Raw genomic sequence first — 16,115 nt, forward strand, 5'->3', positions numbered from 1 at the left:
CTAGGTCTTTTTGTTTTCTACGTACTCAATATCAGAGAGATTAAACAAAAGTGATGAGTCGTCACTCACCCGCTTTAACAAATGAGCTTAATTCTACCTGTGGATGATCCGCCGTCAGTGCCTCTATCGAGTCTTCAACCAACACCTGACCTAGCGCCACAAACACAAACTTATTCGCGATACTGCGTGCGTCACCTAAATGGTGAGTCACCATCAAGACCGTAATATTTCGCTCTGCCGCTAATCGCTTCACTAAGCTAAGCATCTCTTCGCGAAGCAAAGGGTCAAGCGCAGAGAAAGGTTCATCAAGCAGCCAAATGTCATGTGGCTGAACAAAACAACGCGCTAACGCGACACGCTGGCGTTGACCACCGGATAAGTGCTCAGGCAATCTATCCAAATACTCTGCAACACCTACTTGTGCGGCTGCTTGCTCAACTTTGAGCTTTTGGGTTGCCGTAAGCTTTAATCCCGGGTGCAGACCTAAACCAATATTTTCACGTACCGTGAGATGGGCAAACAGGTTGTGCTCTTGAAACAACATCGCCAACGGACGCTGATGTGCTTCTTTACCAATAAGCGACTGCCCAGCCACTGATATCTCACCCGATGTAGGCTCGATGAAACCAGCAACTAGCGCCAACAGTGTAGATTTACCCGCACCACTCGGCCCCATAAGCGCAACAATATCGCCCTGCTCAGCTTGAAAATCAAAGCTAAACAACTCTCTGTGATAATGGTAATCCACATCTTTCATCACTAACATCATCGGTTCCTTAATTCTTTAGCATCGAGCTTAGATCTTCGAGTAAATAAGAATTCTATTAAGCTAAAACTGCCGACACTCAGTAACAGTAAGCTCACAGAAACTACCGCCGCCGCTTCCATTTGATAGCTGCCTAACAATTGGAATAGGTACAAAGGCAGAGTTCTAAAATCTTGGCTACCAAACAAAGCAATCGCGCTTAAGTCACCCATCGCCAACATAAAGCTAATCGAGAAGGCTTGCGCCATCGGCTTACGCAATGCTCGCCACTCCACTAACCTAAAACGCGTGAAACCTGTCATACCCAAGCTTGCACACACATACTGGTACTGCTGAGACAAATGCAGCATAGGTTGAGCTAGGGTTTTAATTACGTAAGGCAGCGCCATTAAGCTGTTGACGGCAATCACGATAAAGAAAGCTAAACTGAATACATCGGTGAATGAACGCAGTAATAAGAAGATACCCGTACTGATCACCAGCCCCGGAGTCACCAAGATAATAGTGCCAATCAGCTCGATTTTATCGGCTCGAAAATTCTTGTTCTGTAAACGCCATGCTCGGCTAGTCAGTAGTATGGCGATACCAATACTAACCGCGATAACACTTGCTAATGACGCGACTTTAACCGAGGTCATTAACGCCGCCCAAAACGGCTCGCTGCTGAGTACGGTTAATGCCTGCGAGTTAATTCCACTGACGATAACCATAGCTAATGGCGGCAATACCAGCATTGAGACTATGATGATCCAAAAGCTATCCCAAGCTTTTGACCACCAGCTGTCCTTAACCAAATATTTCTCTTCCGACAGCTGACTGGCCGTCACTGAAATAGGCTTCGATAGGCGTTGAATGCTCACCGCTAGCACACCACACAGCAGCATTTGCCATATCGCGAGCAAGGCACCAGCTTGAAGGTCAAAGTCGAATTTAATCGCCTGATAAATAGCGAGCTCGATAGTGGTTGATTTAGGTCCACCGCCTAGCGCCATCACGGTAGCAAAGCTGGTAAAACACAACATGAAGATTAAGCCACACACATGTGGTAATTGCTGTCTTAAGCGAGGCCATTCAACCCATCTGAATTTGTTCCAATGACTCATACCCAAGTGAGCACAAAGCTTGTGTTGCTCGGCAGGCACGGTATCTAACGCTTGCAGAAGTAAGCGACTGGCATAAGGCAAGTTGAAGAAAACGTGCGCCAGCAAAATACCATTCAATCCGTATATGGAAAATGGCAATTCAATATCGAAGTTCGCCAAAAACTTAGCTAACCAACCACTATTGCCATAGATCGCAAGTAAGCCAAATACACCCACTAACACTGGCAGGACTAAGGTCGACGCGAACAGCCTTAACAACAAAGCGCGTCCAAAAAATTGTCTACGACACAGCGCATGAGCAATAGGTATAGCAAAGCCAACACTCAGCACCGTTGAGAGTGTCGCCTGATAAAAACTGAATTTCGTTACATGCCAATAGTAGGGATCGGACCATACTTGGCTGATATCAAGAGAAGGGGCATTGCTAAGCAATGCCCCAACTGCTGAAACCACGAAGGCGGTAATGAGTATCGCAACCCAAATCCCAACCTTAGGTGTTTTCTTTATCATAGATTGATTTTTTACCGTAAATGGTTCGCTCAGTTAACATCGAACAAACCTTTAAATACAGAAAGTTAGAAAGCTAATTTTTTAAAAGCAAATTAAAAAGTAAGTGCACTCTGCCATTCACGAATCCATGGCTTACGCTTAGCTGCAATTTCTTCGGGCGTAAAGCTTAGCGCTTTCTGAGGAACCGTAAGTTGCTCGAACCCTTTTGGAAGCTCAATATCGGTCACTGGGTACATCCAGTTGCCTGTTGGCATCGCCGATTGGAATTCATCACTTAGGATAAACGCCATAAACTCATCAGCAAGCTTTTCGTTCTTGCTGCCTTTAACCTTAGCGGCCACTTCCACTTGAGTGTAATGCCCTTCTTCGAAGCTTGCTGCTGCATACTTAGAATCGCTTTCAGCAATAATGTGGTAAGCCGGAGACGTTGTATAAGACAAGACTAAATCCGACTCGCCTTCTAGGAACATAGAGTAAGCTTCAGACCAGCCTTTGGTTACAGTCACTGTTTTCTGAGCAAGCTTCTTCCATGCTGCTGTCGCTTCATCACCGTATACTGATTTCATCCAAAGCATCATGCCTTGGCCTGGTGTTGATGTACGTGGATCTTGGTAGATGACCTTAAGATCATCACGCTGCTCAACCAGTTCTTTCAAGCTCTTCGGCGGGTTTTCCAGTTTCTCTTTATTGTAAACAAAAGCAAAGTAGCCAAAGTCATAGGGTACAAAAGTGCTGTCGTTCCAACCATTAGGAAGCGTTACCGATGACGTATCAACATTATGCTCAGCCAATAAGCCCGTCGCTTTCGCTTCAGCCATCAGGTTGTTGTCGAGACCTAGCAAGATATCGGCTTTGCTGTTGCCGCCCTCAAGACGTAAACGGTTCAGAATAGACACGCCATCTTCTAGAGCGACAAAATTCACATCACAACCACACTTCTCTTCGAATGCTTTTTCAACGGCAGGACGAGGGCCCCAATCCGCAGCAAAAGAGTCATAGGTGTATACAGTCAAAGTGTTGTCTGCAGCAAAGGCAGAAAAAGAAATAGCTGTAGTAACAGCAAGGGTAGTTAATGTGAATTTCACTGGACGCTCTCCATGGTCTGAGCGGCACAGGTTTGAGGGAGGAGAACGGTAGAGGTTGTTCCTAACTCAATTCCTACGCCAGCATTATCTGGTTCAGGTTTACGGGTCCCAAGCACCTGCTTGATCTCAGCTCGCATTCATTATTTGAATGGTTCGCTCCCCGATGAGTGTTCAGAATTGTAATTTGATTTTTAACAATAAGCTATCAAGTTTGGATCAATTACGTTGATCGTAACCCCAACGTGGCACTAAACCTTGTTCGATACCAAGGTGATCTAGAATACGCGCCACCATAAAGTCGACCAGATCTTCAATTGACTTGGGTTGATGATAAAAACCCGGAGCTGCAGGCATGATCGTTACGCCCATGGTCGAAAGTTTGTGCATGTTCTCGAGATGAAGCGTCGAAAATGGCGTCTCGCGAACCACCAACAACAATTGGCCTCGCTCTTTCATGACTACGTCTGCTGCTCGCTCAATCAGGTTATCTGATAGACCATGAGCAATCGAAGCCAAGCTTCCCGCTGAACATGGACAAACGACCATCTGTTTAGGTGCTGCTGAACCAGAGGCAACCGGCGAGAACCAATCATCTTTGCCACACACCACCAGCTTTTCAGGGTCGCAGCCAAGATGTTTAACCAAAGCTTGTTTCGCCGCATCTGGCCCAGCAGGTAACTTAAGTTCATGCTCGGTCGCCAATACCACTCGCGCTGCCGATGAAATCAGCAAGTAGACCTGATAATCGGCTGCCAAAAGGCATTCAAGTAAACGCAGGCCATAAGGCGCACCGGATGCGCCAGTGAAAGCAAGGGTTATCGCTTTATCGTGTTTTGTCATGTTCTCAATTACTTCAAATTATAAGGTCGTGGATGCCGTTAGCCTTTGAGTGCCAATCCATCCAACAGTTTTTGATGAATGCCACCAAAGCCACCATTACTCATTACCAAAATTTGGTCGCCAGCTTGTGCCTCTGAGACAATTTTAGCAACGAATGCATCCATGTCATCACTCACGTGTGCCGGTTGGTGACAAGCGTCTGCAACATCTTGAACTGACCAATCAATGTTATCCGGTTGGAATAAGTAGGTAGAATCCGCCTGCTTCAACGAATCAGCCAGTATTTCTTTGTGCACACCACGTTTCATGGTGGCAGAACGAGGCTCTAAAACGGCAATGATTTTCTTAGTGTCGACCTTATTACGTAATCCCCCGAGCGTAAGTTCAATCGCCGTTGGATGATGAGCAAAATCGTCATAAACAGACACACCTGCCACCTCGCCTTTAAACTCCAAACGGCGCTTAGTATTAATAAAGGTAGCTAGTGATTCACAAGCAAGGTCAGGTGTCACGCCCACATGACGTGCAGCTGCAATCGCCATCAAAGCATTATTTACGTTGTGGTCGCCCACTAAATCCCAATTTACGGTTCCAACACATTCATTTTGGAAGTAAACCTCAAATTGAGAGCCATCTTTGACCAGTTTCTTGGCATCCCAGTCGCCTTGCTCGCCACTCGATTCAGTTTCACTCCAGCAACCGCGAGCTAGAACATCTTCAATAGCGCTGTCTTGCTTAGGTGAGAAAATGCGACCATTGCTTGGCACAGTACGCACCAAATGATGAAATTGTCGCTTAATCGCTTCAAGATCGTCAAAGATGTCCGCATGATCGAACTCTAGGTTATTCATCACTAAGGTTCTTGGGTGGTAATGAACGAACTTAGATCGTTTATCGAAAAAAGCACTGTCGTATTCGTCGGCTTCTACCACGAAGAACATGCTTTCACCAAGGCGAGCAGAGATACCAAAGTTACCCAACACTCCGCCAACTAAGAAGCCCGGTGCATAGCCACAGTCTTCCAAGATCCAAGCCAACATACTGGAAGTTGTGGTTTTACCGTGAGTACCGGACACCGCAAGAACCCAGCGGTCATGCAATAAGAACTCTTGCAGCCATTGTGGACCAGAGGTGTATCTAAGGTTGTTATCCAAGACATACTCAACACATGGGTTACCACGGCTCATCGCATTACCGATAACCACCAGGTCAGGCCTAGGCTCTAGTTGGCTTGGGTCGAACCCTTCAATAATTTCAATCCCTTGCGACTCCAACAAGGTGCTCATTGGTGGGTAAACATTCGCGTCACTACCCGTAACCTTGTGACCTAATTGACGAGCCAATACCGCAGCACCACCCATGAAGGTGCCACAAATTCCTAAGATATGAATATGCATAAATTGCTTCCAAACGCTTGGCTAAATAAACAATGCCTAATTAAAACGGCTTGCACTCATTATCATTAAATGGCGATTAAAAGCGAGCGGCAATGCAAAACAAATTGAGTCGACATAGTAAGTGAGATCTGTGTCGCTTAGTTCATTACCATTAAAAAGATCTAACCTTTAGAATTTAGGTAAGCGTCTAGATGAATAAAGCCCACTCAAGAGGCCGAATCTACAGTGCTCAAATCCCCCCTAATATTGAGAGAAGTTTAAGGAAATAACATGTCTGAGATGCGCACCCTTGGTGAGTTCATTGTTGAGAAACAGAGTGACTTCCCCCATGCAAGCGGTGATCTATCATCCCTTTTGTCGTCTATTCGACTTGCTGCAAAAATTGTTAACCGTGAGATCAACAAGGCTGGCCTAGTCGACATCACTGGCGCTGTTGGTACAGACAACGTTCAAGGTGAAGAGCAGCAGAAGCTAGACCTTTATGCGAACGACAAATTTAAAGCGGCTCTAGAAGCTCGTGACCAAGTTTGTGGTGTTGCAAGTGAAGAAGAAGACGAAGCGGTTGCCTTCAATAAAGAGCTCAACAAAAACGCAAAATACGTCGTGTTGATGGACCCACTTGATGGTTCATCAAATATCGATGTAAATGTATCGGTTGGTACGATTTTCTCTATCTACCGCCGTGTCTCTCCAATCGGAACACCACCGACTCAAGAAGACTTCCTGCAACCAGGTCACAAACAGGTAGCTGCCGGCTACGTAATTTACGGTTCTTCAACCATGCTGGTTTACACAACTGGTGCTGGCGTAAATGGTTTCACCTACGATCCATCTCTGGGTACTTTCTGTCTATCTCATGAAAACATGATGATTCCAGACGAAGGCAAGATCTACTCGATCAACGAAGGTAACTACATCCGCTTCCCAACCGGTGTTAAGAAGTACATCAAATACTGTCAGGAAAGCGAGCCAAGCGATAACCGCCCTTACACGTCACGTTACATTGGTTCTCTTGTGTCTGATTTCCACCGTAACTTGCTAAAAGGCGGCATCTACTTATACCCAAGTACAGAGAGCCACCCTCAAGGTAAATTGCGTTTGCTTTATGAATGCAACCCTATTGCTTTCCTTATGGAGCAAGCTGGCGGTATTGCATCAGACGGTGCACAGCGTATCATGGATATCAAACCAACTGAGCTACACCAACGTGTGCCTTTCTTCGTTGGTTCAACAAAAATGGTACGTAAAGTAGAAGAGTTTCTTGAGCTGAACCCTGAGTAACCCTCTCATTTCATTCTCAAACTAACGCTATTAAAAAGCCAGCACCTCAGTGCTGGCTTTTTGTTGTCTCGTAAGGTGATTAACTAGTTAGGAATCATTGTTCCGCTGACACCAGTTACCCGAAAGTATTTCTTTATTAGCTGTTAGATCAAGCTGATACAAATATACCCATGCTAATCCAAATATAGTCTCTATTTGCTCGCGACGATACTCAACAGGAACATCTTCTAGCCGATCGAGCGACTCTAAAATTTCGTCGTTAATGATATAGACCTCACCAGCGACACTTTTCTTTCCCAAAATCATCGCCGGATAGGCACCTAAATCAAAAAGTGCGTATTCCTTAGGTGTATCAAACTGCCCTAATAAATCGCAGCCCTGCAAATAATGGTGATTGGACTGACCTTGCCTCAAGGTTCCATAGACAAAAACAAGATGCTGCATATGCCCTCCCATACGGCTCTACTCGAACTCAAATTGATAGAGAAGATCCACAGCACTGTCTAGGCCAGAAACAGCTTCAACATAGAGATCCTGCATCAATCTATAACGAACGGTAAACTCACCTAACGAGTTAAAGATACCCACACCATACTTCACCTGTAAGCCAGGCAGGATGTAACCACTTACCGTCACTTGAGAGTCATCGCCAGAGCCTGCAGTATCCAGTTGCAAGTCCTTTACACCAAAGGCTTCACCGATTTCACCAACAACCTTACCACTCTTCGCTAAACTCAAACCGATTAAAGTCGTTGTCATCGAACCGCTCGACTCACCGTCGATATCTTGGCCACGCAAAATATAAGACAGTGCGTTCGCTTGTGGCATCGCTGGGTCAGAATAAATCTCGATGGTAGGCTCTGTCGCAGGGCCAGTCACTCGAATACCAGCGGTCACGTCATCCTGAGTATTATCAGGATTACGAATCGCGTTGATGGCTACGTATGGCTGATCCGGTGGTCCATTCATTAGGATCTTACCCTCTTCGATCAAGAGGTCTTGCCCGAATGATTGATAAGTACCATCGACGATGTTCACTTCACCTGTAATAAATGGACCTTGGTCTTTTTGAGCCACGTTGAGCTTACCGACCAAATCACCTTCAAGACCGAAGGCAGACAGTTTAAAGTCATCACCAATGGAGATATTAATATTCGTCATCACATTGAATGGAATCGTATCTTCGTTTTCTGGCTCTAGATCTTTATTCAAAATAACCTGATCAGAAGAGACGCCAACCGCTGACGGTGGTAAATCTTCAACAACAATTCGTCCCCATGGTAATGCAATATCACCGGTGATTTTCGCCAGATCTGGTGTGACATCAATAGTCATATCAGGTACGACCTTCACCTTAACCATCGGTGGGATATCAACCATCAACTCATCAGCGAAAACTCTAACGTTCGAATGCCATGCTTTAAGATCTTGCCAATCTCCGGTTCCTTCAATATCAAGGTGACCATCAGGTGTTTCGACATTCGCATCCAGTTTTGCACTATAACCATCAAAGTCGAGGTCGATGCGGCCATCTTTCACATCAACAGGCGTAACATCACCTTTGACTTGAATACCATCAACAGAGAATTGACCAAAGACTTGAGGGTGCATCAGAGAGCCTTTAACTTGAAGATCACTCTCAAGGTCGGCTTTCAATAAGCTGTATTCACCTAGAATTGGTTGTAAGAAATCAAGATGGAACGTGGTCAGCTTAATTGCCGCATCGACCATTTTGTCTTCGGCAAGAATATCCGGTAACGACACCGTGCCAGACAGGTCACCATTGTCGGAAACATCCAACTTAAAATCGGCATCCAGTTTGTTGTCTTTCAGTTGGGCATTCAATGCAACGCTTTCCCAACCCAGTGTGATTGGCTCACCCACTTGTTGAACAACCTGACCTTTCGGCATATCAACGCTTACCGTGACTTCAGGCTCATCTTGTTCAGACCACTTTGCATGAGCAGTCGCATTGACTAAGCCCTGTAATTGCGTCTCTTTAGGCACAAAGGCTTTAATCTGCTCGAAATCGAATTGATTGATGGCTACCTTGGCCTCACCCGATTTTCCGACACGAACGTCTTCATCCAAACACACGCTCGAACCCGATTGTTTCCAACAGTGCGCTTGAACATCGGCAAACTGTTTATCAACATCCGCATTTATCGCGACAGGTTGATCTAACACCCAAGGACCTTGCTGAGTGGTGATTTTGACTCTGTCTAACGATCCATACCAAATAAGAGAAGGCTTTTGAATCAACTCTCCGGAAATAGCTAAGCTTGTAGACACGATGTCGGATATCACATCAAGTGTCACTGTGTGTTTCTTCTCACCACCACTCACCGTGAGATCAATGCTTTTTACGCTCTGATCTTGATAGGTTAGGTTGTTAGCTTTTAATTCAAGATCAGCTTGAGCTTCAGGCAATGGCAGAGGAACCACAGAACCATTAAGCGACAAGGATTCTAGTGTTGCTTCGTTATTCCAATCTACCTTATCCACATTTAGAGCGAGATCGACTTCAGGCTTTTTCGTTGGACCACTGAGCTGGATGTTACCAATCACTTTACCTTTCAAATCAGGGACGCTTTTTACAAGCTCAGGGAAGTGAATCTCAACACCCATGTCCCATTTCTTATCAAGCTCACCCTGAGCCTTAATCGAGTTAACACCGTGAGCTAAGCTCAAACCACTGGTTTTCAGTTTTGGTTCACCGCTCGCGCTGCGATCCGACGCTGACAACTGACCTTCGATATCCAGAGGGTATTCTCGCAAGATCCCTTCAATATCCAATTTAGGCAGTTCAATCGCCCAACCGCCCGCTTCCGTCAACTCACCTGAGGTGACGATGTTTCCACTAATGTTGCCCTCAGCTTCTGGCCACTGCAGACCCGGTTGAATATCTTTGAGTGTCACGTCAGCTTGCCAGTTAACGAGACTCTTCCAGTTCGCTTTAACGACACCGTTAAGCTCACCGCCTAGCGTGTTGAGCTTTAGACGCTCGAGAACAATTTGTTCCGTCGTGCCTTTACCCTGTAGATCGATGGCTAATTCAGGGATTTCCTTACCATCGGCTTCACCTTTAAGAAGAACATTAAAACCATCTAGTGAGCCATCAGCTTTAAATTGCTCAATTGTCGCTTGGTAATCGCTTTTTCCGGTAAGGGGCCACTGTGCTTGTCCGCCCTCTAAAAGAAGGTCAAATGGCAGAGTCGGTTCTAAGGGTTGAATATCCCCAGACAACTTTGCCTCAATCAGCTCAGAAAATTGGGAGTCTAGGTTTAGCTTAGCCACGCTGCCTTGTGCTTTCAGAGACAACTTCTGCCCAACAAGGTCGGTTTCTTTCACCAACGCATCCAAAGAAAGTTCTAGCGGGTAACCGCCCTTGAGCTCAACCTTCGTGGTTAGATTGGCGCTTGCTTGTGGCATATCGAGTTCGAGAGTTGAAACATCAACCGTGTGTTTGCCCGCGCGAGCTTCTAGCCCAAGGTGGTTAACAACGATTGGTGTTTCTTGTTCTAAGGTGAAACGGTTGAGGTCAAAACGCTCCAACACAACCTGCAGAGGAATCCAGACTTCCGGCAATTCGATAGCCGTTTTAACGGCAGCTTTTGGCTCAACCTTTTCTGCTTGCGGTTCTTCTGTCGACTCCGCGAGTTTAACCTTAAGATCATTGAATAAGGTTGGCGATACAGTTAGCTTTTCGCCCTGCATACTCAAAGCCGTAGAGAACAAGCTCCATTCAATTTCATGCCCTAAGATATTCAACTTGATATCAGACAAAGCGATACGGTTGATTACGATTGGCAACGGTGTTTTTACCGATGTTACGGGCGGAGTAGGTTCTGTTTCTTCTGTAGAGGCCGGAGGCAGTTCAGTAAATGCGAAGTCCAATCCTTGAATCGCTAAACGATCGACACACAACTTAGGGTCGAGCAGACAGCGAGGATTAATCGCCAAGTTCAGCTTTTGAACTTTGGTGTCTATATGCAGGCTGTCATCTTTAAACTGAACATTATTAAGCGTAAAGCTCGGGAACAGAGCCCCTTTAGTGCTTTCCACTTTAAGCTGTGGCAACGCTTTTTCAGCGCCCCACAACACAGTGTTCAACCCTGGATTGGTGAACAAAACAAAACCTAGCAAGGCTATCAACAACAGCAAAATAGACGTCAATGAGATCGACGTCCACTTGATGTACTTGCCCATCACTTTGATCATAATTCTGGCCCTAAACTAAAGTGTAACTGGAACTCATCACCTTTTTCTGCATCTAGACCCCAAGCAAAATCTAAACTCACTGGACCAACAGGTGACGCCCAACGAACACCGACGCCGGTGCCGTGTTTCCATTCGGGTTTGTCATTAAATGCATCACCAATGTCGTAGAATGCTGCGCCCCACCAGTTTCCAACCAAGCGGTATTGGTATTCAAACGAGCTGGTTGCAATGAATTTGGCACCCGTTAGTGCGCCACTTTCATCTCGAGGAGAGATCGACTCATAACCATAACCACGAATGCTATTGTCACCACCAGCAAAGAATCTTAGGGAGGGAGATAGCTTATCAAACTCGTCGGCAAAGTTGCCGCCAAATTGAAGTCGAGTTAAGCCTCGGTGATTGTCGCCAATGCTTCGAATCCAAGCGGTTTGACCTTGAAAACGAACAACCTTAGTTTCAGATAACAAGGTATCATCACCCGCTTCAACCATAATGGTTTGTTTATCGCCCCACATCGGCATCGAACCGCCTCGCGTTCGAGTGCGTGAGAAAGAGATACCCGGCAGCACAAATTGCGCTAAATCATCCTGCAAACCTTGCTCATAGTTTTCGACCAAGTATCGAATGAAGACCGTGCGTTGCCAACCGTTATCCAGTCGCCAATATCTTTCTAGCGCTAAGTTTGACTCCAAACTCTTGGTATCACGATTATCCAAGTTTTTCATACCGTACTTAACTTGATAGTAGTCGTTCAGCACGTCATCCAGAGGGATTTTATAGGTAGCGGTAATCGTCTGTTCAGGTTTAGAAATCGACAGGCTGCTATTGAAGCTATGGCCTTGTTCATTAACCCAAGGTTTTTTCCACTTCAGAGTGCCTTTTACGCCAAGGTCGGTTGAGACACCGATACCCGTTTCGATTTGGTTACGAGCTTGCGGAGCAAGGCTAACCTTCATCGGGATCTCTCGGCCTTCGCCTAACTGGCTTAAATCTGGTTCAACAAATACCGAGGAGAACCAATCCGTATTGGACAGGTTTTGGTTGTACTCACCGACTTTGGTGATTGAGTAAGGTTCGCCATCCTCAAATGGTTTAAGTGACTGCACCTTATCTTCTTCTATCTGGCTACCAGTAACCTGAGTAGTACCAAAGTGATAGCGGATACCACTGTTATAATGAAGACGAACATAAGCGCGGTTCAATTCAGGAGCGACTTCTAGCTTACTAAGATCATAAGCACCATCGAAGTAGCCTTTCGCTAAGCCAAGGTTGCGGATCGACGATTTCAAAGAGTCATAATTACCATGATTCAGAGTCGAACCTTTAGACAAGCTACTCTTCGCTATCAAGGCTAAAAAGTCTGGGTCATCCTTGGCTTCACCAGTTAGAACGATATCTGAAGTATAAATAACAACAGGCTCTCCCGGCTCAACCGTAACGGTCATTTCGGTATCATCTTCGGAGTGAGTAAATGTGATTTTAGGGTGGTAGTAGCCTAACGCATTCAGGGCTTCTTTAATCATAGATTCCAAGCGGGATTGGAATCTTAGTGAAACCGAATACTCTTCTTCAGGGATCGCACTCAGATAAGCATCAACATTATCCTCAAGCGCTCCATCTAGCCCTTTGATTTCAAGGGAAACGTCAGCAAAAGCGAGCGTCGATGACAATAGAGTGCCAATCAGAACTGGTAAAGTTTTTCTTATCATGTTTAATTGGTGAAGAAGTTATCAATACGTTAATAAGTGAAAAGAAATAATACCGCTAAATAGGCATTGAGTCTGTAATAAATCCTGGAATAACACGGTCTAATTTAAAGACTTATTCAATATTGACCAACAGTTAATATGAACCCACGTTAAATAAAAGCCAGCGCGGTAAACGTATGCGAAAAGGAATATAACATGCTAAACAAACAACAACTGGTTTCTGCAGCAACCGCACTACCGGGAAATGCTGACCCAATTCGAATCACTGAGCGCCATTTCGTCAATCAAACCGACCTGCTCGATGCACCCACGGGCTCTCAACAAGAAGTCCTGTTTGGTATGGGGTGCTTCTGGGGAGCTGAGCGTTTGTTTTGGCAATTGGATGGCGTTATTTCAACATCCGTTGGTTACGCTGGCGGATACACAGTTAATCCCACTTATGAACAAGTATGTACTGGGCAAACCGGCCATACCGAGGTCGTTCGTGTCATATTTGATAGTGAACAAACCTCTCTAGCTCGAATACTTGAAACCTTTTGGGAGCGTCATGACCCAACTCAAGGGATGCGCCAAGGCAACGATTTAGGGACTCAGTACCGTTCTGCGATTTACACCTTCAGTGAAGAACAACAATCTATCGCTGAGCACTCTAAACGTGAATATCAACGAGCAATGACTGAATCTTTAGGCAACGAGATCACGACGGAAGTTCTGCCTGCTGGAAAATATTTTTTCGCAGAAACCTACCACCAACAATACCTAGCTAAAAATCCGAATGGGTATTGCGGGTTGGGCGGTACGGGTGTGTGCTTCCCTCCGCAATAATGTGCGTTAGGCATACAAGCTAGAACAACATCCATTAAAAAAAGGGCTTCCATCAGGAAGCCCTTTTCATTGTTAATCTATTCGGTGCAAGACAAATCGATAAAGCTCAGTTACACCGGCAACGCTGCAATGGTGCCGTTAACTTCTTTAAAAATAGTGAGCTTTTGTTTGTCTGAAACTTCAGGAAGTAGCACCTTGCCTTGGTCGAAGCGAAACTCTCCAACACCTTCAATAGCAAATTGGCCTTTGAACAGGACTTTAACGAAACGCGCCACCTGACGTGGACGGTAAGTAGAAAATTTTCTTAACATAATACAACCTCAATTCCATTTGAGTACTACAGTCACATACCTGAACAGCGTCGCTGTTCAAAGCACATTTAATCGCTAATTCCTTTAGCAAACAGCAAGATAATCTATTGTTCATCTTGATATTGATGCATTATACCTTTTGGTAACAAGCCTGCAACTTCTTTCTACGTCGTACGATAAAAAAGTTAAAGAGGCATTTTTCAAATTTCATATTATACTTCCTGTGCAAACCAATAAGCGGAACAAAAATATAATGAAAAACAAAACTCTACTGGCTTTTCTAGCCGCAGCCTCTCCACTCTTCGCCAATGCTCACAACCTATCAGTAGGCGCTACCCTGCCTGCCGTCGATGTGAGTAACTATGGTGAGATTGTTCTAAACGACGGAAATACTGGATATCAAGCTTGGGCAACCAATGATCTTCTAGGTAAAGTTCGCGTCGTTCAAGCTATCGCTGGCCGCAGCAGCTCTAAAGAGCTCAACGCACCACTGATGGCAGCCATTACCGCATCGAAATTCTCAGAAGACAGCTACCAAACCACCACTATCATCAACCAAGATGATGCGTTTTGGGGTACTGGGTCTTTTGTTAAGTCCTCTGCCGAAAGCAGCAAAGAAGAATTTCCATGGTCTTCTATGGTCCTAGATGAAGACGGCGCCGTTGCGTCAACATGGGCTCTAAAAGAAGAAAGCTCAGCGATTATCGTTCAAGACAAGCAAGGTAAAATCTTGTTTGTAAAAGAAGGTGCATTAAACGAATCAGAAGTCACTCAAGTCATTGAGTTGATTAAAGCGAGCCTTTAATAAGATATTCGCGTCTTTTTCGAGACCTAACCAAAGGATATTGTTATATTATAACAGTATCCTTTTTTTAATTCTGTGGTTAATCATCCTGATGTGGCAAAACACACACAACAATGTGAAACGCAAAACAGGCTTCTTGCTTGGGCTTATGCTCATGTTAAGCGTGTTAGCCGCAACACACATTGTGGATATCGCACCAGAGCACCACACTTCACACCATTGTGAGCTGTTTTCGCTTAATCAGTTCATCACAGCGCACTCACTACCACAGATTCCAGAGTTCCATTCGGAATTTACTGTCGCTATTACAGAGTCAGTAACTTCACTACAGCGGCTATATTTCGCTTATTTGGCACGCTCACCTCCTGTAAATATCGCTTAATTACCACTACTTTTTAATTAACCTTTATTCAGGAAAAAACATGAAACCTACTTTTTTAGCCGTTGTTATCGGCATGACTGTCTCTACAAATGCTCTAGCTAACGAAGAATTCCGCTCTCATGATGCACACGTACATGGCCAAGTTGAAGTAAACATCGCGCAAGATGGGCAAGAATTGCTTGTTGAAGTAACAGCTCCAGGCGCAGATGTGGTTGGGTTTGAACATGCTCCAAAAACTGCAGAACAGAAGAAAGTGTTTGAACAGGCTATCGCACAATTAAACAAGCCAGAAGAGCTGTTTAGTTTTAACAATGCGAGTTGTACTCTGAAGTTCAAGTCAGTAGCAAACACCTTAGAAGGCGGTCATGACGACCATGAAGGCCATGACCATGCGGAACACGGTTATGGCGACCACAAAGACCATGATCACGCTGAACACGATCATGACGACCACAAAGACCATGACCACGCTGAACACGATCATGATGACCACAAAGACCATGACCACGCTGAGCACGATCATGATGACCACGAAGGTCACGACCACCACGATCACTCAGAAGGTGGCCACGGTGAGTTCACTGTTGAGTACCACTATGAATGTTCAGATGTTGCTAAGCTAGACACAGTTAGCACTCAGTGGTTCTCTAAGTTCAGCAACACTGAAAAAATGACGGTGAACCTACTAACAGACACAGCTCAAGTACAAGAAGTGCTTAACGCAGAGCGTATTAGTTTCCGATTCTAATCACTCCTAGATCGGATTAAACGTAAAATAAACAGCCAGGTAAGTCATCGCTTACTTGGCTGTTCAAATCGGTGTGTTCCTGGGAATTTATGTTTCAAATTACTGTCCAGTAGATACACCGCTTTAATTATT

General features: G+C 45.1%; 14 protein-coding genes and 1 riboswitch. Of the genes, 5 read left to right on the top strand and 9 right to left on the bottom strand.

Translation table 11 applies throughout. From position 1 onward, the window contains the following. Nucleotides 1-61 precede the first annotated feature (61 nt). The 5 genes from thiQ to mpl all read right to left on the bottom strand — a co-directional run bounded on the left by thiQ (nt 62) and on the right by mpl (nt 5,701). Nucleotides 62-766, bottom strand: coding sequence for a thiamine ABC transporter ATP-binding protein (gene thiQ / locus AB4249_RS03360; protein ID WP_102333029.1), 705 nt, complete (start codon nt 764-766; stop codon nt 62-64). Further along, the gene (thiP, locus tag AB4249_RS03365; RefSeq protein WP_372102318.1) at nt 766-2,379 is read right to left on the bottom strand and encodes a thiamine/thiamine pyrophosphate ABC transporter permease ThiP; all 1,614 of its coding nucleotides are present in this window, start codon (nt 2,377-2,379) and stop codon (nt 766-768) included. The genes thiQ and thiP overlap by 1 nt, the downstream gene beginning before the upstream one ends. A 92-nt stretch (nt 2,380-2,471) precedes the next feature. Then, nucleotides 2,472-3,464, bottom strand: coding sequence for a thiamine ABC transporter substrate binding subunit (thiB, locus tag AB4249_RS03370; protein ID WP_017058906.1), 993 nt, complete (start codon nt 3,462-3,464; stop codon nt 2,472-2,474). A 53-nt stretch (nt 3,465-3,517) separates the two neighbouring features. Next, nucleotides 3,518-3,637: riboswitch (TPP riboswitch) on the bottom strand. A gap of 43 nt (nt 3,638-3,680) precedes the next feature. Further along, complete coding sequence (locus tag AB4249_RS03375) at nt 3,681-4,304, bottom strand: flavin prenyltransferase UbiX (protein WP_016787846.1); 624 nt, start codon at nt 4,302-4,304, stop codon at nt 3,681-3,683. Nucleotides 4,305-4,342: 38 nt separating this feature from the next. Beyond that, nucleotides 4,343-5,701 carry a UDP-N-acetylmuramate:L-alanyl-gamma-D-glutamyl-meso-diaminopimelate ligase gene (gene mpl / locus AB4249_RS03380; RefSeq protein WP_065584318.1) on the bottom strand — a complete coding sequence of 453 codons (1,359 nt, stop codon included), beginning with the start codon at nt 5,699-5,701 and terminating at the stop codon, nt 4,343-4,345. Between the two features lie 270 nt (nt 5,702-5,971). Here mpl and fbp point away from each other — a divergent pair, with 270 nt between their 5' ends. Next, the gene (gene fbp, locus AB4249_RS03385) at nt 5,972-6,982 is read left to right on the top strand and encodes a class 1 fructose-bisphosphatase (protein WP_008220458.1); all 1,011 of its coding nucleotides are present in this window, start codon (nt 5,972-5,974) and stop codon (nt 6,980-6,982) included. A gap of 87 nt (nt 6,983-7,069) precedes the next feature. Here the strand turns inward: fbp and AB4249_RS03390 are convergent, their stop codons facing one another. From AB4249_RS03390 to AB4249_RS03400, 3 genes are read right to left on the bottom strand one after another with little or no spacing between them, the layout of a single operon-like run. Then, nucleotides 7,070-7,426 (bottom strand): gamma-glutamylcyclotransferase, encoded by a 357-nt coding sequence (locus tag AB4249_RS03390; protein WP_017069403.1) that lies wholly within the window; start codon nt 7,424-7,426, stop codon nt 7,070-7,072. Between the two features lie 18 nt (nt 7,427-7,444). After that, nucleotides 7,445-11,203: a translocation/assembly module TamB domain-containing protein gene (locus tag AB4249_RS03395; protein WP_102333027.1), complete on the bottom strand. Its 3,759-nt coding sequence runs from the start codon at nt 11,201-11,203 to the stop codon at nt 7,445-7,447. Then, entirely contained in the window at nt 11,200-12,912 is a 1,713-nt protein-coding gene (locus AB4249_RS03400) for an autotransporter assembly complex family protein (protein WP_017063725.1), read from the bottom strand. Before AB4249_RS03400 ends, AB4249_RS03395 begins: the two co-directional genes overlap by 4 nt. Nucleotides 12,913-13,107: 195 nt before the next feature. On the opposite strand from AB4249_RS03400, the gene msrA reads away from it, so the two are divergent. After that, nucleotides 13,108-13,737, top strand: coding sequence for a peptide-methionine (S)-S-oxide reductase MsrA (gene msrA / locus AB4249_RS03405; protein ID WP_017058899.1), 630 nt, complete (start codon nt 13,108-13,110; stop codon nt 13,735-13,737). Nucleotides 13,738-13,847: 110 nt separating this feature from the next. On the opposite strand, the gene AB4249_RS03410 is transcribed toward msrA, so the two are convergent. After that, nucleotides 13,848-14,048, bottom strand: coding sequence for a DUF1107 family protein (locus AB4249_RS03410; protein ID WP_017058898.1), 201 nt, complete (start codon nt 14,046-14,048; stop codon nt 13,848-13,850). Between the two features lie 253 nt (nt 14,049-14,301). On the opposite strand from AB4249_RS03410, the gene AB4249_RS03415 reads away from it, so the two are divergent. From AB4249_RS03415 to AB4249_RS03425, 3 genes are all read left to right on the top strand, one after another. Further along, entirely contained in the window at nt 14,302-14,853 is a 552-nt protein-coding gene (locus tag AB4249_RS03415; RefSeq protein ID WP_372102319.1) for a YtfJ family protein, read from the top strand. Nucleotides 14,854-14,944: 91 nt separating this feature from the next. After that, a complete protein-coding gene (locus AB4249_RS03420) occupies nt 14,945-15,235 on the top strand; it encodes a DUF2607 family protein (RefSeq protein WP_372102320.1) in 291 nt (96 codons plus the stop codon). 40 nt (nt 15,236-15,275) lie between these two features. Then, nucleotides 15,276-15,983: a DUF2796 domain-containing protein gene (locus AB4249_RS03425; RefSeq protein WP_136981963.1), complete on the top strand. Its 708-nt coding sequence runs from the start codon at nt 15,276-15,278 to the stop codon at nt 15,981-15,983. Nucleotides 15,984-16,115: the final 132 nt, after the last annotated feature.

Origin of the sequence: Vibrio sp. 10N.261.55.F4 (assembly GCF_041470465.1) — a bacterium.
Lineage (GTDB): Bacteria > Pseudomonadota > Gammaproteobacteria > Enterobacterales > Vibrionaceae > Vibrio > Vibrio crassostreae_C.

Excerpts from the sequence above, each read along its gene's own strand:
- thiP (WP_372102318.1), bottom strand. The coding sequence starts at position 2,379 with ATGATAAAGAAAACACCTAAGGTTGGGATTTGGGTTGCGATACTCATT.
- AB4249_RS03415 (WP_372102319.1), top strand. The coding sequence starts at position 14,302 with ATGAAAAACAAAACTCTACTGGCTTTTCTAGCCGCAGCCTCTCCACTC.
- AB4249_RS03425 (WP_136981963.1), top strand. The coding sequence starts at position 15,276 with ATGAAACCTACTTTTTTAGCCGTTGTTATCGGCATGACTGTCTCTACA.
- msrA (WP_017058899.1), top strand. The coding sequence starts at position 13,108 with ATGCTAAACAAACAACAACTGGTTTCTGCAGCAACCGCACTACCGGGA.
- fbp (WP_008220458.1), top strand. The coding sequence starts at position 5,972 with ATGTCTGAGATGCGCACCCTTGGTGAGTTCATTGTTGAGAAACAGAGT.
- thiQ (WP_102333029.1), bottom strand. The coding sequence starts at position 766 with ATGTTAGTGATGAAAGATGTGGATTACCATTATCACAGAGAGTTGTTT.
- AB4249_RS03420 (WP_372102320.1), top strand. The coding sequence starts at position 14,945 with ATGTGGCAAAACACACACAACAATGTGAAACGCAAAACAGGCTTCTTG.
- AB4249_RS03375 (WP_016787846.1), bottom strand. The coding sequence starts at position 4,304 with ATGACAAAACACGATAAAGCGATAACCCTTGCTTTCACTGGCGCATCC.
- AB4249_RS03410 (WP_017058898.1), bottom strand. The coding sequence starts at position 14,048 with ATGTTAAGAAAATTTTCTACTTACCGTCCACGTCAGGTGGCGCGTTTC.
- AB4249_RS03400 (WP_017063725.1), bottom strand. The coding sequence starts at position 12,912 with ATGATAAGAAAAACTTTACCAGTTCTGATTGGCACTCTATTGTCATCG.
- AB4249_RS03395 (WP_102333027.1), bottom strand. The coding sequence starts at position 11,203 with ATGATCAAAGTGATGGGCAAGTACATCAAGTGGACGTCGATCTCATTG.
- mpl (WP_065584318.1), bottom strand. The coding sequence starts at position 5,701 with ATGCATATTCATATCTTAGGAATTTGTGGCACCTTCATGGGTGGTGCT.
- AB4249_RS03390 (WP_017069403.1), bottom strand. The coding sequence starts at position 7,426 with ATGCAGCATCTTGTTTTTGTCTATGGAACCTTGAGGCAAGGTCAGTCC.